Source organism: Bradyrhizobium agreste (assembly GCF_016031625.1).
GTDB classification, from domain to species: Bacteria; Pseudomonadota; Alphaproteobacteria; order Rhizobiales; family Xanthobacteraceae; genus Bradyrhizobium; species Bradyrhizobium agreste.
Genome location: NZ_JACCHP010000021.1, coordinates 59,538 through 78,564 on the forward strand (window position 1 = coordinate 59,538; position 19,027 = coordinate 78,564).

Genomic DNA, 19,027 nt, shown 5'->3' on the forward strand with positions numbered 1-19,027 from the left:
CGCGCCACGACTTGCTCACACCGGCCGCTCCCCCTTCACCGTCACGCGCGTGCCCGAGCGTGTATGCGGCCAGTAGTCCCACATCGCGCGGTGCTGGGTGCAGCGGTTGTCCCAGAAGGCGATCGTGTTCTCGGTCCAGCGGAAGCGGCACTGGAATAGCGGGTTCTCGGCGTGCTGGTAGAGATAGGCGAGCATCGCATCGCTCTCGTCGCGCGGGATGCCGTTGATGTGGCGGGTGAAGCCGCGGTTGACGTAGAGCGCTTTCCTGCCGGTGACCGGATGCGTGCGCACGACGGGATGCTCGGCATGGGGATAGGAGGGACGGTCGGCGACGCCATAATTCGCATAGAGACCGCGATAGATCGGCTCGCCGTCATGCAGCGCCGTCAAGCCGTCGAGATAGACCTTCATGCGCTCCGACAGCGCCTCATAGGCCGCGTACATGTTGGCAAACAGCGTGTCGCCGCCGCGCGGCGGACATTGCTTGATGTAGAGGATCGAGCCCATCGGCGGCTCGAGATCGCAGGACACGTCGGAGTGCCAGCCCTCGCCATTGGCGCGCGGCGAGTTCTTGTCCGCATAGATCTTCATCAAGGCCGGGTCTTCGTCGTCGTGGGGAGCGGCGGGATGGACATGCAGCTCCCCGAACTTGCGGCCGAAGGCGAGGTGCTGCTGCGGCGTGATGTGCTGGTCGCGGAAGAAGATCACGAGGTTTTCGGCGAGCGCACGGTGGATCTCGTCCATCTGCCGGTTGGAGCGGGCATCATCGGAGACGAGCTTGCCGATATCGACGCCGGAGATCTCCGCACCGATGATGGGTGTGAGCTTTTCGACCCGAAGCGTCTCGTATGGTGCGCCGTCTTCAGCGGTGTGGCGATAGCGCGGGCCCTGCTTGCCGGCGAGTGAGCTCATGGCGTTTCTCCCGATCATCTTGATTGGGAGTCATCGTAACGCGCACGATGACGGATGTGCAATCCGCGCCGCAAATGCAGTCGTCGTCCCGGACAAGCGCAAGCGCAGATCCGGGACCCATAGCCACAGAATTAGATTTGGCGAATACTCGGAGTGACAACTGCCAAAACCACGAGGTTCTGTGGTTATGGGTCCCGGATCGGCGCGCGCTTGAGGCGCGCTTGTCCGGGACGACGGCGGAGTATGACGCCTTAGCGGAGTGAAATCACTCCGCCGCTGATACCGGCACCTTGGTGCCCTGGCCGTAGCGCTGGTCGATGTAGTCTATCACCAGCGCCTTGAAGTCGGCGGAGATGGTCGGGCCGCGCAGCGTGCGGAACTTCTTGCCGTCGACGAAGACGGGCGCGGCCGGCGCTTCGCCGGTGCCGGGCAGCGAGATGCCGATATTGGCGTGCTTGGATTCGCCGGGGCCGTTGACGATGCAGCCCATCACCGCGACGTTGAGCTCTTCCACGCCGGGATACTTGGTCTTCCAGGTCGGCATCTCGTCGCGGATGAAATCCTGGATCGAGCGGGCCAGTTCCTGGAACGTGGTTGAGGTGGTGCGGCCGCAGCCGGGGCAGGCTGCTACCAGCGGCACGAAGGTGCGGAAGCCCATGGTCTGCAAGAGCTCCTGGCCGACCTGCACCTCGCGGGTGCGGTCGCCGCCGGGCTCGGGCGTCAGCGAGATGCGGATGGTGTCGCCGATGCCCTGCTGCAGGAGAATGCCGAGCGCGGCCGAGGACGCCACGATGCCCTTCGAGCCCATGCCGGCCTCGGTGAGACCGAGATGGATGGCGTAGTCCGACCGGCGAGCCAGTTCCTGGTAGACCGCGATCAGATCCTGCACCGCCGAGACCTTTGCGGAGAGGATGATGCGGTCCTTGGGCATGCCGAGCTCTTCGGCGCGCGCGGCCGAGAGCAGTGCCGACTGCACCATGGCCTCGCGCGTCACCGCGCGCACGTCGCGCGGGTTCGGCGATGCGGCATTCTCGTCCATCAGCTTGGTCAGGAGCTCCTGGTCGAGCGAGCCCCAATTGGCACCGATGCGCACCGGCTTGTTGTTCTTGTTCGCGATCTCGATGATGTCCGCGAACTGGGTGTCGCGCTTGTCCTTGAAGCCGACATTGCCGGGATTGATGCGGTATTTGGCCAGCGCCTCGGCGCAGGCCGGATAGGCCGCGAGCAGCTTGTGGCCGATATAATGGAAGTCGCCGATCAGGGGCGTGTTGATGCCGCGCTTGGCGAGCCCGTCGCGGATATGCGGAACGGCGGCCGCGGCCTCCTCGCGGTCCACAGTGATGCGGACCATCTCGGAGCCTGCGCGCGCGAGCGCTGCGACCTGGGCGATGGTGCTTTCGACATCGGCGGTATCGGTGTTGGTCATCGACTGCACGACGATCGGCGCACCGCCGCCCACGGCGACGTTGCCGACCTTGACCTGGGTGGTCCGGTGCCGGGGCGCCGGGCCCGCAATGTCTGAATCGAGAGAGTTTTCGAGCTTGTTCATGGCGGTCCAAATATCAGGTTTTGGTGACGTTCAGCAATGCATCGCGCGGCGCCGCAGCTGATGAGCTGGGACGGTTAACCAGAAAAAGCCCAGCAATTACAAGGACCGCTGCGGCCCCGAATGTCAGGCTGAGGCTGTCGTGCATGATGAAATAGCTACCCACCACGCCAAACAAAGGGGTGATGAAGGTAAAAGCCGACAATTTGCTGGCCGAATAGGCCTTCACCAGCGCGAACCAAAGCGTGAACGTGGTTCCCACCACCCAGATCGCCTGGAACGCCATCAGGCCGAGCGAGAGCGGGGCCGGCATGTGCGTGATGGATTCGCCGAACAGCCAAGCCGCCAGCCCCAGGATCGGGACCGAGGTCGCGACCTGATATCCCAGCGCCTTCTCGGGCGCGGCGAAGCGCAGCCGCGTGCCCTTGGCAACCAGCGTCGTCGCGGCCCACAGCGCGGCACCCCCGACGATCATGAGGTCGCCGAGCAGAACATGCGAATTGACATTGGGCTGGGGGACGCCGATCGCAAGCGCCACGCCGGCAAAACTGATGGAAAGACCGAGCCATTGCGAGCCGCCGAGGCGCTCGCCGAGCACCTGGTAGGAGCCGAGCGCAACGAAGAACGGCGCCGTGTAGAGAAACACCACCGCACGCGAAGCATAGGTGAGACGCAGTCCCTGGAAGATCAGCACGAATTCGATGCCGAACATCAGCCCGGCGATCACGCCCGGCTTCCAGGTGCCGTCACGTTCGAAGAATTTGACACCGCGAAAGGTGCCGATGAGGAACAGCACCGGCAGCGCGCCCATCGAGCGGATGGTGGCCTGGAGCATGGGCGGAATGTCCGGCAGCACCAGCTTCACCGCGATCTGGTTGAATCCCCAGGTCAGGCACAGCATGAGCATCAGGGCGATGGCGCCGGCACTGAGGGGACGGCCGGCGGACGGTATGGCTTCGGTTGCGGACATTTCTTCCCAAAAATCCGGCTTTGCGCCGTTGTTGCTTCAAGACATTTTCTGACAATGCGTGCAGACGCCCGTGATCTCCACCACAGACAGCTTTGGCGCGAAGCCTGAGCTGCGCGCAGCGGCGTTGAGGTCCTTGGCGAAGGATGACGAGGGGATCTCGCCGACCAGGCCGCAGCGCTCGCAGATCAGGAACGCCACCGCCGAGGTCGAATCGTGGTCGTGGGCGGCGCAGGCGAGATAGGCATTGCGGCTTTCGATGCGGTGCACGAGGCCGTTGGCCATCAGGAAATCGAGCGCACGATAGACCGTGATCGGCGCCGGCCGCGCCATGGACTTGGCGAGCTCGTCGATGATCTCGTAGGCGCCGAGCGGGCGGTGACTGGAGAGCAAAGCACCCAGCACCTGACGGCGGATCGGCGTGAATTTCTGCGCGCGCTGCTCGCAGACCACTTCGGCATGCGCGAGCGCGTCCGCGGTGCAGCGGCCGTGATCATGGTCGGGCGCGGGGAATGCCGGCTTTGCGAGGCTCATGTAGCCGTCTTCTAGCATTTCGGCGGGGGAACCCAAAGCACGACGAGCCGCCCGGCTGCCAGCCATGCTCCTCCCGCGGGACAGCATCGCGCGACTCGGCCCTGAAATAATCGTAAGCTTGCTTATTATATGCAAAGCTTATTGGAGACGAAGCTCATGACGCGCGGGTCGGTCGACCAGAATTTCCTGTTCACGCTCGGTGAGCTCTACCGCCTCCTGCGCGTCTACGCCGACAAGGAGGCGTCGCGCTTCGGCATCACCCGCGCACAATGGGCGGTGCTGGCCAAGGTGGAGCGCAGCGAGGGCATGAAGCAGTCGGAGCTCGCCGAGCTGCTGGAGATGCAGCCGATCACCCTGACGCGGCTGATCGACAAGCTCTGCGACAACGACTGGATCGAGCGCCGCAGCGACGCTTCCGATCGGCGGGTCAAGCGCCTCTACCTCAAGAAGGCCGGGCGGCAGCTGCTCGGCCGCATGAGCGGCCTGAAGTCGGAGCTCACCGCGAACGCACTCGACGGCATCAATCCGGCGGATGCGCACCGCCTCCTCACCCAACTCGAGACCATCAAGGAAAACGTGCGAACCGCGATCCAGACATCAGGCGCGGAGCAAGCACGCAAGGAGCAGCGCTATGGCTGATCAGGTCATCAAGTTCCAGCCCGAGCAGAAGGGCGACAGCGGCAAGCCGACCAAGAAGGCCGGCACCGATCCGCGCCGGCGCCTGATGGCCGGCCTGCGCCGCTATCGCCGTTTCCTGCTCCTGGTCGTGCTGCCGGTGATCGTCGCCATCGGCGGCGTCACCTTCTATCTGCATGGGGGCCGCTATGTCGGCACCGACGATGCCTATGTCGGCGCACAGAAGGTGCTGGTGACGCCCGACATCTCCGGCAAGATCCTGAAAGTCGTCGTGAAAGAAGGTCAGGTCGTTACGCAGGGCGACGAGCTGTTCGAGATCGACCCCGTTCCATTCCGCCTCGCAGTGGATGAAGCCAAGGCGCAGCTCGCCCAGGCGCGCACGACCTACGACAACCTCGTTGCCAACATCAAGATCTACGGCGACATGCTCAACCTTGCGCAGCAGGGCGTCGAGCTGAAGCAGCGCGACGTCGAGCGCAAGCAGGCGCTGGTGAAGAACAATTTCGGCTCTCAGCTCGATCTCGACAACGCCGCCAACGCGCTGGTGACGGCCGGCGCACAGACGCAGTTCGTCAAGCAGCAGCTGTCCAACGCCAGGACGCAACTGCTCGGCAACCCCGATCTGCCGCTCGAGCAGTTTCCTCCCTATGTGCAGGCCAAGGCCAAGCTCGACGACGCCCAGCGCAATCTCGACCATACCGTGCTGCGCGCGCCGATGGGTGGCGTCGCGACGCAGGTCGAGCAGATCCAGCTCGGCCGCTATGTCGCCGCCGGCACGCCGGTGTTCTCCATCATCGACGTCGCCCATCCCTGGGTCGACGCCAATCCGAAGGAGAGCGATCTCACCTATGTCACCGAAGGCCAGGCGGTCACGCTCGAGGTCGACGCGTTCCCGAATCATGTCTTCAAGGGCAAGATCGGTTCGCTCTCGCCCGGCACCGGCGCACAATTCGCAATCCTGCCGCCGCAAAATGCCACCGGCAATTTCGTCAAGGTGGTGCAGCGCGTGCCGATCCGCATCTATTTCGACGAGACCGACAAATATGTGCGGAAGCTGAAAGCCGGCATGAGCGTCTACGCCACCATCGACACCGGCCATCGGCGCTCGCTCGCCGGCCTGCTCGGCCTGTCGGCGACCGCGGGCCAAGATAAAGACTAGGCCAAAGACCAGGACTAAGAGCAAGGACCGTTCCGATGTCCGGCCCCAATGCCAGCCTGATGGTCCCCGGCCTGCGCCGGAACATGGTGACGATTTGCGCCATGACCGCGACCATCATGCAGGCGCTGGACACCACCATCGCCAACGTCGCGCTGCCCTACATGCAGGGCACGCTGTCGGCCTCGCAGGACCAGATCAACTGGGTACTGACCTCCTACATCGTCGCCGCCGCGATCATGACGGCGCCGGTGGGCTGGATCGCCAACCGCTTCGGCCGCAAGCGCATCTTCATCATCTGCTCGGCCGGGTTCACCATGGCCTCGGTGCTGTGCGGCCTCGCGCAGGACATCAACCAGATGGTGCTGTTCCGCCTGCTGCAAGGTGTGTTCGGCGCCGCCCTGGTGCCGCTGTCGCAATCGGCCATGCTCGACTATTACACGCTCCAGGAGCGCGCCAAGGCAATGGCGATCTGGGGCATGGGCGTGATGATGGGTCCGATCATGGGACCCTCGCTGGGCGCCTGGCTGACCGAGACCTATTCCTGGCACTGGGTGTTCTTCGTCAATCTGCCGTTCGGCCTCATCACGGTGCTCGGGTTGATCGTCTTCATGGACGAGACCAGGAAGGACCTCAGCCTCAGATTCGACTGGTTCGGTTTCGCCGCGCTGGCGGCTGCGATCGGCGCGCTGCAGCTCGCACTCGACCGCGGCGAGCAATTGGGCTGGCTGGAGTCGAACGAGATTTTCGCCGAGTTCATCGTCTCGGCCGTGGCGTTCTACTTCTTCCTCGCGCATTCCTTCACGACCTCGACCCCGTTCATCCGCTTCGCCCTGTTCCGGGACCGCAACTTCGTCACCGGCTGCCTGTTCATGATCGTGATGGGGCTCGTGCTGTTCTCGACCATGGCGCTGGCCTCGCCCTACATGCAGAATGTGATCGGCTATCCCATCATCACCGCCGGCCTCTTGCTGGCGAGCCGAGGGCTCGGCACCTTCTTCGCCATGATGCTGGTCGGCCGGATGATGCGCTACTTCGAGGCGCGCACGCTGATCATCTCCGGCCTGACGCTGACCGCGGGCTCGTTGTTCCAGATGACCGGATGGACCGATCTGACCCAGGTGCCGGAAATCGTCACCGTCAGCGTCATCCAGGGTTTTGGCTTCGGCCTCGTCTTCGTGCCGCTCTCGACCGTGGCGTTCCTGACGCTGTCGAACGAGCTGCGCACCGACGGCACCGCGATGCTGACCCTAATGCGCAACGTCGCAAGCTCGGTCGGTATTTCCATCGTCATCGCCCAATTGACGCAGGGCACGCGGCGGACCTACGCGATCCTCTCCGAGCACGTCAACCCGTTCAACCACGCGCTGCAGATGCCTGATGTCCGCGGCCTCATCAATCTGTCCACCGATGCCGGCCGCGCCATGGCCGACCGGATGGTCAGCGTGCAGGCGCAGATCATCGCCTTCGCACACGACTACCAGCTGGTGATGCTCTTCGTTCTCTGCACCATCCCGCTCGCTCTGTTGATCGGCTCGACCAAGGCCACGCTGCGCAAGCAGGCGGCGGGGCCGGAGCATGCGGTGATGGAGTAGGCACCGGCTGGCGGTCTCGTGTCCCGGGCGCGGTGCAGCGCGTAGCGATGCGCCGCAGAACCGGGACCCATTCTGCTGTCGGACCTGGGCCCGGCTCAGCAGCGCATCACTTACGTGCTGCGCTGCGTCCGGGGCACGAGAGATCATCCCAACAGCTCCTCGCAGCCCAAATCATCCACGGCCGCAAACACGCGCTCCAGATTGTTCCACCAGATCAGCGGCGGGATGTTGATGCTCCACTGCCAGACCGGCCGCGTGATCTGCCAGAGCACCGCCCAGCGGTAGTCGCGATCGAGCGCGCCGCGCGTGTAGCCGGTGATGCCGCTCTCGACCAGTGTGTCGTGGTAGAGATTGAGCAGCAGCCGTTCGAGCGCCTGCCGGCGTTCCGGATACCAATGCATCGCCATCATGTAGGCGAGGTCGTGGGTCGGAACGTTGATGCTCCAAAGATCGAAATCGAAGATGCGCACGGTGTCATCGACGCCCGTGCGCGGCAGCAGGAAATTCCAGACATGGGCGTCGCCATGCGTGATGCTGAGGTGGCGGCGTGAATGGTAACGCTGCGACAGCCGCTCCGACTGATCGATGAGCCGACGATAGAGGATCCGCCGCTCCTCGCCGAGGCGATCGCCGAGCAGATCGGCAAAGCGATCGTAATGCCCCGCGAACGTCTCCATGCGTTGCGCGCTCTCCTCCACGCTCGCCCAGGTGCCGACGCTGTCGCCTAGGCTCGGATGGTCCCACCAGGCTGCATGCCAGCGCGCCAGCGTGGTGACGATGGCGAACGTCTGCGCGCGCGACGGCGGCACCGGCCAGGTTGTCGCGACCTCGTGGCTGTCGGTGAGATCCTCCAGCAGCAGATGCCAGGCGAGGCTGTCCTCGTCGAAATGTCCGTCAAAGCAGCGCGGCACGAGTCCCGGCGGCATCTGCGGCACCAGCTGCGTGTAATAGTCCACCTCGCGCCGGCCGCCATTGGCGAGGCGCTTGGCGAACGCGGAATTGGGGGACCAGCGACTGCGGAGCACCGGCGGATTCGCCGACGTAGCGCAGTCGAAGCCTGACGATATGCGACACCACGGTGTCGCGCTGATGCAGCACCTTCACCTCGCGCACGGCGCCGGCGTCCAGCGCATCCGCCTTGCGCAGCGCGGCCGTCAGTCGGGCGGGCTCAACGACCGCCGGCAATTGTGGAGATGTCATGAACCACGATGCCCCTGTCCCGCGCCATAATACTGCACGATCACCTGCCCGGGCACCAGCGGCTACCGCCGGCTCACGCGGCGGCGGTCGAGTCGCGCACGGTTCGCACCACGACCGAGCGCAGCTGCTCGAGATTGGCCGCCATCCCGGCGATCGCCTGCCTCACGTCCGCGGCGCGCGCGTTGACGGAGGCGGCATCGCGGCTGACGTCGCCGATCTTGGCGGAGACCTCCTTCGCCGCGGAGGCCGATTCGGAAATCGACCGCGTGATCTCCCGGGTCGCGGCATCCTGCTGTTCCATCGCCGCAGCGACCGAGGTCGCCACGCCATCGATCTCGACGATGTGGCCTCCCATGGCTTCGACGGCATCGACCGCGGCCTGCGTCGAGGCCTGGATCTCGGCAATCAGCCGCCCGATCTCCTCGGTGGACTTGGCGGTCTGGTCGGACAGGGATTTCACCTCGGCGGCAACCACCGCGAAGCCGCGGCCGGCCTCGCCCGCGCGCGCCGCCTCGATCGTCGCGTTGAGCGCGAGGAGGTTGGTCTGGCCTGCGATGCCGCCGATGAGGTCGGAGACCTCCGCGATCTTCTTCACCGATCCGGCCAGCGCCTGAATGGTCGAACGCGCCTGCTCGCGGCCGGCGACCGCCGATTTGGTGACGGTGCTGGTCCGCGCGACCTGGCTCGCGATCTCGCGGATCGAGGCGCTTAGTTCTTCGGCCGCAGCGGAGACGGCCTGCGAGCTGCCGAGCGCCTGCGTCGAGGCCGCTGCGACCGCCTGCGACTGCGCCGAGAGCGACTTTGCGATCTCGGAGAGGCCGGAAGCGGCTTGCTCCACGCCCTGCGTCGCCGCAGTCGCGGTATCGACCGAGCGGCCGGTCTCGCGCTCGACCGTTTCGGCCATCTGGTGCAGGGCGGAGCGCTTGGCGAGCGCCGCCGCCTGCTCCTGCCGCAACTGCTCCTCGCGCAGACGGGAATTCTCGACCGCCGCCTGCTTGAACACCACGAGCGCGCCCGCCATCGAGCCGACCTCGTCCTGGCGCTGCGCGAACGGAATGTCGGCGGCGAGATCGCCGGTCGCGAGCTTCTGCATCGTGTCGGTCATGCGCACGATCGGGCGCACCACGCCGAGGGCAACACCGAGCAGGCCGGCGGTAACGAAGGCGAGGACGGCAATGGAGACGCCGAGCAGGATATAGAGCATCGCGCTGTCGCGGTCCGCGGCCAGCTTCTCCATGGCAGCATTCTGCTTGTTCGCACTGTCGACGATGCTGTCGATGACGGCGCGGTGCGCGGTATAGGCCTCCTTGAGCTGCGCATAGGCGCGCTCGGAGGCCGCCGCGTCCTTGGCCTTGAGCGCCGCCAGAAGCTGATCCGACGCCTTCCAGAATTTCTGCACCTCCGCATCGGATTTCGACACCAGCGCGGTCTTGAGGTCGGCCGAGAGGCTGGAGGAGACCCAGAACGCCTTGCGCTCGTCGTAGTCCTTGCGAAGCTGGACCAGGCGTTCGCCGTGCGCCGCCAGCTGATCCGGCTCGCGCATGGCCAGCGTCGCCTCGAGATAGGCTTCGATAACGTATTCGGGCGGCGGCAGGATGTCGGCGATGAGGTCGTTGCCGAGCTTGATGTCGGAATAGAGCGGACCGCCGACCTTAAGCTCTTTTAGGGCGTACAGGCTGGTTGAAACCACAGCGGCAAAGCCAATGGCGAGAACGATGCCGAACGCAACGATCGCAGAGGACAAGGACAAACGAAATTTCATGAAAACAATCCAGGTCGACGTCGAAACTCCCGTCACACTAGACCAATACGGTAAATACGGGATTGCTTCGCGCCGAAATTGTATTTCACGAACCCCGCACGAATACGGGATTTGGACGTCAGGTCATCGGTATTGAGTCAGCGAGGCTGACGCATAGACGCCCAAAAAGAACGTTTGAGTCTGACGGGGCGGCGCAGCGCCGAGTCCGATGCGCCGAATGAGATAGATGCGCCGAATGAGCTAGGCGTGCCGAGGCGCAGGCCTCCCCGGCACGGCTTGCCTTCACACGTCGAAGAACACCGTCTCGTTGTCGCCCTGCAAGTGCAGGTCGAGCCGGTACACCGGCTTGCCGGCCTCGCGGACCGCCATGAGCGTGGCGCGGCGATCGGCAGGCACCAGCGCCAGCACGGGATCGGCGGCGTTGCCGGCTTCATCGCTGAAATAGATGCGGGTGTAGAGGTGCCTAAGCATGCCGCGGCCAAACACCGCAACCAGGATGTGCGGCGCCTGCGGCTGGCCAGCGGGATCGGGCACCGCGCCCGGCTTGATGGTCTCGAAAGAATAATTGCCCTCCTTGTCGGTGCCGCAGCGGGCAAAGCCGCGGAAGCTCGCATTCGGCAGCGCGCGCTTGTCCTGGGGATCGGCGAAGCGGCCCTGCGCATCCGCCTGCCAGATCTCCAGCATGGCGTCCGGCACGGCAACGCCGTCGCCGTCGAACACCCTGCCCTCGATGCGGATGCGGTCGCCTGAGACGTCCGGGGTCAGCGTCGAATTGGTGAACGCGTCGTTCCAGGCGTACTCGCCAGTCGGCGTCAGGCCGTATTTGAAGAACGGACCGACGGTCTGCGATGGGGTGATCCCGTCGGGCTTCACGGACTCTTGCACTTAATGGTTCTCCATGGGTGTGGCGTTCTTGCCGCGCAGCACGATGTCAAAGCGGTAGCACAGCGCCCATTCGGGCTGGGTATTCTCTAGGTCGAACGACGACACCATCCGCGCCCGCGCCTTCTCGTCGGGCACAGAGTTGAAGATTGGGTCGAACGGGAACAAGGGATCGTTCGGAAAATACATCTGCGTCACGAGGCGGGTGACGAAGGAATAGCCGAACACCGAGAGATGGATGTGCGCAGGCCGCCAGGCATTGTGGTGATTGCCCCAGGGATAGGCGCCGGGCTTGATGGTGACGAAGCGATAATAGCCGGACGCATCGCTCACGGTGCGGCCCGCGCCGGTGAAATTCGGATCGAGCGGCGCCGGATGCTGATCGCGGACGTGGACATAACGGCCGCAGGAATTGGCCTGCCAGATCTCGACGAGCGAGTTCGGCACGCCGCGGCCGTCCTCGTCGCGCACATGGCCGTGCACGATGATGCGCTCGCCGATCGGCTCGCCACTGTGTTGGGTGGTCAGATCGTTGTCGCCCTCGCGCACGGTCTCGTGGCCGTAGACCGGCCCGGTCAGTTCCGACAGCGTATGGGGCATCGGGATCAAGGGCTTGTTCGGCGCGCGCTTGATCGAGCTCTTGTAGTCGGGCGACAGCGGCAGCGGATGCGCCGCGTTGCTGCCGGTCGGATAGATGAATGTCATTGGCGAACTCCTCCCCGGCCATTTTCGCTCCGGCCGGTCAACGCTTTCACCAATCATTATAGGATATAACTAATTTGGGAAAGCCGGTTTAGCGGCGTTCCCCGCGCATGGCAGCCGGCCGCTCCTACCTGATCGGCGCCCGCGGAAGCACGGCCTCTCCGACCTCGAGCCGGTAGGTATGGTCGAGCGAATACCAAGGCATGGAGGCGTCCTTCGCCGTCGGATGCGGCGTATCGTGGCGCACGAATTTGCCGATCAGCGCCCGTGTCACACCGAATTGCACGTCGCTGTCGATATGGGGGTCGCTCGGATCATACACCTGCGAGATCAGCACCTTGAATCCTGGCTTGAAGATCAGGGCGTGCAGATGCGCGGGACGGTAGGGGTGGCGGCCCTGCGCCGCGAGCAGGCGGCCGACGACACCATCGGTCGGAATGGGATAGCCGACCATCATCACCGAGCGGAACGCGAAGCGCCCGTCTGAATCGGTCGTGAACTTGCCGCGCAGGTTCATGTCGGCCTGCTCGGGGTCCTGGTTCTCGTAGAGACCGACCGGCGAGGCGTGCCAGACATCGACTTCCGCCCCGGCGACCGGACGACCATCCTTGTCCACGACACGGGCGCTGACGAACAGCGGCGCGCCCGGTGTCTCCGAGCGCACGATCGATCCGCCATTCTCGACCCGGGGCGAATTCAACCGCCAGAACGGCCCGAGTAACGATTGATCGGTCTCCGTATTGCCGTGATCGCCATTGTTGAGCAGGCACACCAGTGAGGAGACGCCGAGCGACCCCGCCATCAGCACGACTTCGTTATGCGTGTCGGTGGTCAGCTTGCCGAGCTCGGCCACGATCGCCGTGGCGTCGCGGAACTCCTTCTCGGTCAGCCTGACATCGCGGACGAAGGCGTGCAAATGCTTGACCAGGGAGACCATGATCTCGCGCAGCCGCGGATCGGACGTCCGCTCCATCACCGCCAGTGCCGCGGCCGTGACGTCCTGCTCGCGCTCGATGATCATGGGACGGTCCTCTCACCTTGCGTCATGGCCGGGCTAGCACCCGGCTCCGGGATGATGGACGCGCAGCGTCCCGTCAGTTCAGCTTCTCGATCGCAACCGCGACGCCCTGGCCGACGCCGACGCACATGGTGGCGAGCGCGAGCTTGCCGCCGCGCTTCTCCATGCCGTGCACGGCAGTGAGTGCGAGGCGGGCGCCGCTCATGCCGAGCGGATGGCCGAGCGCGATGGCGCCACCGTGCGGATTGACGAAATCGGCATCGTCCTTGACGCCGAGCTGGCGCAGGCAGGCAATGCCCTGCGAGGCGAAGGCCTCATTGAGTTCGATCAGGTCGAAATCGCTGATCTTCTTGCCGAGCCGTTCCATCAGCTTGCGGGTCGCCGGCACCGGGCCGATGCCCATGATGCGCGGCGGCACGCCGGCCGAGGCGAGCCCGAGAATGCGCGCCCGCGGCGTCAGGCCGTGCTTCTTCACGGCCGCTTCCGAGGCCAGGATCATGGCGGCAGCGCCGTCATTGACGCCGGAGGCGTTACCGGCCGTCACGGTGCCGGGATTGCGCACGATCGGCTTCAGCTTGGCGAGGCCTTCAAGCGTGGTCTCGGGGCGCGGATGCTCGTCCTTGTCGACCGTAACAGGACCGGCCTTGCCGCCCGGAATCGTGATGGGCGTGATTTCTTCCGCGAAATAGCCCGCCGCAATCGCGGCGCCTGCCCGCTGCTGCGAGCGGATGGCGAAGGCATCCTGATCGGCGCGCGAGACCTGGAACTCCTCGGCAACGTTCTCGCCGGTTTCCGGCATCGCATCGACGCCGTACTGCGCCTTGAGCAGCGGATTGATGAAGCGCCAGCCGATGGTGGTGTCGAAGATCTCGGCCGAGCGCGAGAAGGCCTCCTGCGCCTTGCCCATCACGAAGGGCGCGCGGGTCATCGACTCGACGCCGCCGGCAATTGCGAGCTCGATCTCGCCGGAACGGATGGCGCGGCCGGCGGCGCCGACCGCATCGAGGCCGGAGGCGCAGAGCCGGTTCAGGGTCTGGCCGGGAACCGAATCCGGCAAGCCCGCCAGCAGCAGCGCCATGCGCGCGACGTTGCGATTGTCCTCGCCGGCCTGGTTGGCGCAGCCGAAGAAGACTTCGTCCACCTGCGCCCAGTCGAGATTGGGGTGCTTGGCCATCAGCGCCTTGATCGGGGCGGCGGCGAGATCGTCGGCACGCACCTTGGCGAGCGAGCCGCCGAAACGGCCGATCGGGGTCCGCACGGCATCGCAGATAAAGACGTCACGCATCGTTGTTCTCCCTGAATGCCGCGGTTCGGCCAAATTCTTCAATGTCGGCGGAGTTTTAGGAGGGCGCCCGCGGCAGGTCAATTGACGGTTTCGCGGGGCAGACGTCATTCCGGGGCGCGCCATTTGGCGCGAACCCGGAATCCATTTGTCAGCGTGACGTGCGGCCCGATGGATTCCGGGTCTGCGCCTGCCGGCGCATCCCGGAATGACGACCGAGAATGTGGCAGCACCTCGCGCCCTCACGCGGACAACGTGGAAAACCTCCCCTCCCCGGCCAAAGCAAATAGGAGCAGGTGCCGAAATTTTGTAGGTTGCGCCGCCCATGACGATGCAACAGCCGATACAAGTTCCGCCCGCCGACGAAGCGCCCGCGCCGCAGGCCGAGGCTGCCGCGCGCGTCACGCCGATGATGGAGCAGTATCTGGAGATCAAGGCCGCGCATCAGGGCTTGCTGCTGTTCTACCGGATGGGCGACTTCTACGAATTGTTCTTCGAGGACGCCGAGATCGCTTCAAAGACGCTCGGCATCGTCCTGACCAAGCGCGGCAAGCACCAGGGCGCGGATATCCCGATGTGCGGCGTGCCGGTCGAGCGCGCCGAGGATTATCTGCATCGTCTCATCAGCGCCGGGCACCGGGTCGCGGTGTGCGAGCAGACCGAGGATCCCGCGGCGGCGAAAGCGCGCGGCAACAAGAGCGTGGTGCGCCGCGGCGTGGTGCGGCTGGTGACGCCGGGCACCCTGACCGAGGACACGCTGCTGGATGCGCGTGCCAACAATTACCTGCTGGCGATCGCGCGCGCCCGCTCCAGCGCCGGCGGCGACCGCTTCGGCCTTGCCTGGATCGACATCTCGACCGCCGAATTCATGGTCACCGAGGTCTCGGGCGGCGAGCTCGCCGCGACGCTGGCGCGCATCAACCCGAACGAGGCGATCGTCACCGACGCGCTCTTTGGCGACAACGAGCTCGGCCAGATCCTGCGCGAGCTGCCGGCGGTGACGCCGCTGACCCGCGACGTCTTCGACGGCGCCACCGCCGAGAAGCGCCTGTGCGACTACTTTGCCGTCGCGACCATGGACGGGCTCGCGCAGCTGACGCGCCTGGAAGCCACCGCCGCGGCCGCCGCCGTCACCTATGTCGACCGCACCCAGGTCGGCAAGCATCCGCCGCTGTCGCCGCCGGCGCGCGAGGCCTCGGGCGCGACCATGGCGATCGACCCGGCGACGCGCGCCAATCTCGAGCTGACGCGGACGCTCGCCGGCGAACGCCGCGGCTCGCTGCTCGACGCCATTGACCGCACCGTGACCTCGGCAGGCTCCCGCCTGCTGGCGCAGCGTCTGGCGGCGCCGCTGACCGATGCGCCGGCGATCGGCAGGCGCTTGGACGCAGTCAGCGCCTTCGTGGCCGATTCCGCCGCACGCGAGGACATCCGCAGCATCCTGCGCGGCGCGCCCGACATGTCGCGCGCTCTGGCTCGGCTCTCGGTCGGCCGGGGCGGACCACGCGACCTCGCCGGCATCCGCGACGGCATCATCGCCGCCGACCAGGTGCTGACGCGGCTCTCCGAGCTGGATCAGCCGCCGCAGGAGATCGCGGCGGTGATGGCGGCGCTGCAGCGGCCGTCGCGCGAGCTTGCTGCCGAGTTCGCCAGCGCGCTCGACGAACAGCTGCCGCTGATCAAGCGCGACGGCGGCTTCGTCCGCCAGGGCTACGAGCCGGCACTGGACGAAGCGCGAAACCTGCGTGACGCCTCGCGCCTCGTGGTCGCCTCGATGCAGGCGCGCTACGCCGACGCGACCTCTGTGAAGGGCCTCAAGATCCGACACAACAACGTGCTCGGCTATTTCGTCGAGGTCACCGCCCAGCACGGCGACAAGCTGATGTCGCCACCGCTGAACGCGACCTTCATCCATCGCCAGACGCTGGCGGGACAGGTGCGCTTCACCACCTCCGAGCTCGGCGAGATCGAGGCCAAGATCGCCAATGCCGGCGATCGCGCGCTCGGCCTCGAGCTCGAGATCTTCGAGCGGCTCTGCGGCAAGGCGCTCGCGATCAGCGACGACCTGCGCGCCGCGGCGCAGGGCTTTGCGCGGCTCGACGTCGCGACCTCGCTGGCCAAGCTCGCGGTCGACGAGAACTATGTGCGGCCCGAGGTCGACGGTTCGCTCAGCTTTGCCATCGAGGCCGGCCGCCATCCCGTGGTCGAGCAGGCGCTCAAGCGCAACGGCGAGCCGTTCATCGCCAATGCCTGCGACCTGTCCCCCGCGCCGGCGCAGAAGTCAGGTCAGCTCTGGCTGCTGACCGGTCCCAACATGGCCGGTAAATCGACCTTCCTGCGCCAGAACGCGCTGATCGCCTTGATGGCCCAGATCGGCAGCTTCGTGCCGGCCACGCGCGCGCGCATCGGCATCGTCGACCGCCTGTTCTCGCGCGTCGGCGCAGCCGACGATCTCGCCCGCGGCCGCTCCACCTTCATGGTGGAAATGGTCGAGACCGCGGCGATCCTGAACCAGGCCGGCGAGCGCTCGCTCGTCATTCTCGACGAGATCGGCCGCGGCACCGCGACCTTCGATGGCCTCTCCATTGCATGGGCCGCGATCGAACATCTGCACGAGAGCAACCGCTGCCGCACCTTGTTCGCGACGCATTATCACGAGCTGACCGCGCTCGCGGCAAAACTGCCGCGCATGTTCAACGCCACGGTGCGGGTGAAGGAATGGCAGGGCAACGTCGTGTTCCTGCACGAGGTGCTGCCGGGCTCGGCCGACCGCTCCTACGGCATCCAGGTGGCGAAACTCGCGGGCCTGCCGCCGGCGGTGATCACGCGCGCCAAATCGGTGCTGTCGAAGCTGGAGGCGCAGGACCGCGGCCAGACCGCGCGAGCGCTCGTCGACGATCTGCCGCTGTTCGCGGTGCCCACGCGCGCCGCCACTGAAGCCGCGCCGCCGAGCGAGGCCGAGCAGTTGATGGAAGCGGTGAAGGCGCTGCAACCCGACGAGATGTCGCCGCGCGAGGCGCTCGACGCGCTGTACGCGCTGAAGGCAAAGCTGCCGAAATCGTAGATGAGACCGTCATTCCGGGATGGTCCGAAGGACCAGACCTCAGGTGCGCAATTGCGCACCGGGGAATCTCGAGATTCTCAGGTGCGCAATTGCGCACCATAGTTCGATGCTGCGCATCGCCCGGAATGACTGCAAGCTACTTCGCCGGCACGACTTTCTTCCTCCGCCCCAGCCACCACAACGTCAGATTCCACACGATGCAGGTGGCAAGTCCCATGCTGAGGCCGATCGGGGAGCCAAGGTTTGCGGCGCCGAGATGCAGCACCGCAATCGCCATGCCAAACCCGAGCAGGCCCCAGGCGGAGTTGGCGAGCACGGCGGCGGTCGGCGGTCCACCGATGCGCGGATGCAGGATCACCATGATGCTGGAGAACACCACGGGAAAGAGCGCGATGATGCCGCTGATGCGCGGGCCGACCCAGCTCGATGTCGAAACCACGATGGCGACGAGGGTCGCAACCAGCGCCGCGCGCATCGGCACATCGTACCAGCGGCGCGACACCAGCGGCATCTTCACATGGCGATAGCGCGCGAGCAGTGGAATGCAGATGCCGAATGCGATCAGGTTGGCGGCAAGCCCCGCCGTGAGCGACCAGTCGAACTGGCGGATGATCGAGGCCATCCCGATCCATACCGCGAAAGCGCTTCCGCAACTCACCACGAGAGTGTGCCGCTGCGACAGCACAACGTAGGTGAGGCACATGAAGATCGTCGCCGCATTGACCGGCAGGCTGGCGAGCGCGCCCTGCGCGATGAACGTGGCGTCATGATCGATCGCAAGAAAGACGTAGGACGGCCCGGCCGAGACCGGCAGGGTCGCGATCAGCGCGCCGATCACCGGTCCGGAGCGTTCGGTGATGATCGACGCCGTCACCACGAACGCCGCCGCGATCGCCATGCGCAGGAGCAGGAAGAGGAGGAAGAGGAGGTCGAGGGACATTTTTTCTTCTTACCCTCCCCTGGAGGGCCCTGGAGGGGGAGGGTCGGCTCATATTGAGCGCAGCGAAATATGAAACGGGGTGGGTGACAGTCTCTCGACGGATACGGCGCCCGAGTGGAGAGATCACCCCACCCCGCTCGCGCTGCGCGCGATTGACCACGGGCGAGCTACGCTCGTCCCGGAGCCCTCCAGGGGAGGGTAAGAGAGTCACATCCGCTGCATCGACACCGAAACCTTCGGGCCGTTCTTGATGGTCTGGTAGACCACGCAATATCGCTCGGTGAGCTTGAGCAGCAGATCGAGCTTGTCCTGCGGCGCTGACGTGTCGACCTCGAAGCGCAGGCGAATTTCGGCAAAACCCACTGGGGCCTCCTTGTCGATGCCGAGCGTGCCGCGGAAATCGAGATCGCCCTCGGCATAGACGTTGCCGGTCTTCAAGGGCACCTCGATCGCGGTCGCGACCGATTTCAGCGTGACGCCGGCACAGGCGACCAGGGCTTCGAGCAGCATGTCGCCGGAGCAGAGCTCGAGGCCGGAGCCGCCGGTGGCAGGGTGGAGGCCGGCCGTTGCGATGGCGCGGCCGGTCTCGACCTTGCAGGCGATACCGTCGCTGTCGGTGGAGCCCTTGGCCTTCAGCGTGATCAGCGCAGCCTTGGGATCGGTCTTGTAGCGCTCCTTGATCGGGGCCTGCATCTGGCGCAGCTCTGCGGCGTCCATCTTGTTCTCTCCCGGGGGATATCGACGAGCGGTATAGAGGGCTATTGGTTTGGTGTCAGCCCATGATTGGTGGAGGCAGTCATGAGCAGCCGGGATCCAAGAGAAAAATCTGAG

General features: G+C 65.6%; 16 protein-coding genes. 4 read left to right on the top strand and 12 right to left on the bottom strand.

Annotated features, from left to right (window positions below; all coding sequences use genetic code 11):
• Positions 1-15: 15 nt before the first annotated feature.
• From HZZ13_RS27520 to HZZ13_RS27535, 4 genes are all read right to left on the bottom strand, one after another.
• Entirely contained in the window at positions 16-912 is an 897-nt protein-coding gene (locus tag HZZ13_RS27520; protein WP_197962645.1) for a TauD/TfdA dioxygenase family protein, read from the bottom strand.
• A 265-nt stretch (positions 913-1,177) separates the two neighbouring features.
• Complete coding sequence (gene ispG / locus HZZ13_RS27525; RefSeq protein ID WP_197962651.1) at positions 1,178-2,461, bottom strand: flavodoxin-dependent (E)-4-hydroxy-3-methylbut-2-enyl-diphosphate synthase; 1,284 nt, start codon at positions 2,459-2,461, stop codon at positions 1,178-1,180.
• Between the two features lie 13 nt (positions 2,462-2,474).
• Positions 2,475-3,428 (bottom strand): DMT family transporter, encoded by a 954-nt coding sequence (locus HZZ13_RS27530; RefSeq protein WP_197962653.1) that lies wholly within the window; start codon positions 3,426-3,428, stop codon positions 2,475-2,477.
• Positions 3,429-3,464: 36 nt separating this feature from the next.
• Positions 3,465-3,959 carry a Fur family transcriptional regulator gene (locus HZZ13_RS27535; protein ID WP_197962654.1) on the bottom strand — a complete coding sequence of 165 codons (495 nt, stop codon included), beginning with the start codon at positions 3,957-3,959 and terminating at the stop codon, positions 3,465-3,467.
• A 156-nt stretch (positions 3,960-4,115) separates the two neighbouring features.
• On the opposite strand from HZZ13_RS27535, the gene HZZ13_RS27540 reads away from it, so the two are divergent.
• From HZZ13_RS27540 to HZZ13_RS27550, 3 genes are read left to right on the top strand one after another with little or no spacing between them, the layout of a single operon-like run.
• Positions 4,116-4,598, top strand: coding sequence for a MarR family winged helix-turn-helix transcriptional regulator (locus HZZ13_RS27540; protein WP_197962656.1), 483 nt, complete (start codon positions 4,116-4,118; stop codon positions 4,596-4,598).
• Positions 4,591-5,754, top strand: coding sequence for an HlyD family secretion protein (locus HZZ13_RS27545; RefSeq protein WP_197962657.1), 1,164 nt, complete (start codon positions 4,591-4,593; stop codon positions 5,752-5,754). The genes HZZ13_RS27540 and HZZ13_RS27545 overlap by 8 nt, the downstream gene beginning before the upstream one ends.
• Before the next feature lie 35 nt (positions 5,755-5,789).
• Entirely contained in the window at positions 5,790-7,346 is a 1,557-nt protein-coding gene (locus HZZ13_RS27550) for an MDR family MFS transporter (RefSeq protein ID WP_197962658.1), read from the top strand.
• A 143-nt stretch (positions 7,347-7,489) separates the two neighbouring features.
• On the opposite strand, the gene HZZ13_RS27555 is transcribed toward HZZ13_RS27550, so the two are convergent.
• The 6 genes from HZZ13_RS27555 to pcaF all read right to left on the bottom strand — a co-directional run bounded on the left by HZZ13_RS27555 (position 7,490) and on the right by pcaF (position 14,195).
• Positions 7,490-8,371: a phosphotransferase gene (locus HZZ13_RS27555; RefSeq protein WP_311972756.1), complete on the bottom strand. Its 882-nt coding sequence runs from the start codon at positions 8,369-8,371 to the stop codon at positions 7,490-7,492.
• 248 nt (positions 8,372-8,619) lie between these two features.
• A complete protein-coding gene (locus HZZ13_RS27560; RefSeq protein WP_197962660.1) occupies positions 8,620-10,308 on the bottom strand; it encodes a methyl-accepting chemotaxis protein in 1,689 nt (562 codons plus the stop codon).
• Between the two features lie 282 nt (positions 10,309-10,590).
• Positions 10,591-11,193: a protocatechuate 3,4-dioxygenase subunit alpha gene (pcaG, locus tag HZZ13_RS27565; protein ID WP_197962661.1), complete on the bottom strand. Its 603-nt coding sequence runs from the start codon at positions 11,191-11,193 to the stop codon at positions 10,591-10,593.
• Positions 11,194-11,895, bottom strand: a complete 702-nt coding sequence (pcaH, locus tag HZZ13_RS27570; protein WP_197962662.1) for a protocatechuate 3,4-dioxygenase subunit beta — start codon at positions 11,893-11,895, stop codon at positions 11,194-11,196.
• Between the two features lie 124 nt (positions 11,896-12,019).
• Positions 12,020-12,913, bottom strand: coding sequence for a dioxygenase family protein (locus HZZ13_RS27575; protein WP_197962663.1), 894 nt, complete (start codon positions 12,911-12,913; stop codon positions 12,020-12,022).
• A gap of 73 nt (positions 12,914-12,986) precedes the next feature.
• The gene (pcaF, locus tag HZZ13_RS27580) at positions 12,987-14,195 is read right to left on the bottom strand and encodes a 3-oxoadipyl-CoA thiolase (RefSeq protein WP_197962664.1); all 1,209 of its coding nucleotides are present in this window, start codon (positions 14,193-14,195) and stop codon (positions 12,987-12,989) included.
• 322 nt (positions 14,196-14,517) lie between these two features.
• On the opposite strand from pcaF, the gene mutS reads away from it, so the two are divergent.
• Positions 14,518-17,256, top strand: a complete 2,739-nt coding sequence (gene mutS / locus HZZ13_RS27585) for a DNA mismatch repair protein MutS (RefSeq protein WP_197962665.1) — start codon at positions 14,518-14,520, stop codon at positions 17,254-17,256.
• A gap of 136 nt (positions 17,257-17,392) precedes the next feature.
• On the opposite strand, the gene HZZ13_RS27590 is transcribed toward mutS, so the two are convergent.
• Both HZZ13_RS27590 and HZZ13_RS27595 read right to left on the bottom strand, forming a co-directional pair.
• Positions 17,393-18,196, bottom strand: coding sequence for a hypothetical protein (locus tag HZZ13_RS27590; RefSeq protein ID WP_197962667.1), 804 nt, complete (start codon positions 18,194-18,196; stop codon positions 17,393-17,395).
• 207 nt (positions 18,197-18,403) lie between these two features.
• On the bottom strand, positions 18,404-18,913 hold the full coding sequence (locus tag HZZ13_RS27595; protein WP_197962668.1) for an OsmC family protein: 510 nt from the start codon (positions 18,911-18,913) through the stop codon (positions 18,404-18,406).
• Positions 18,914-19,027 lie beyond the last annotated feature (114 nt).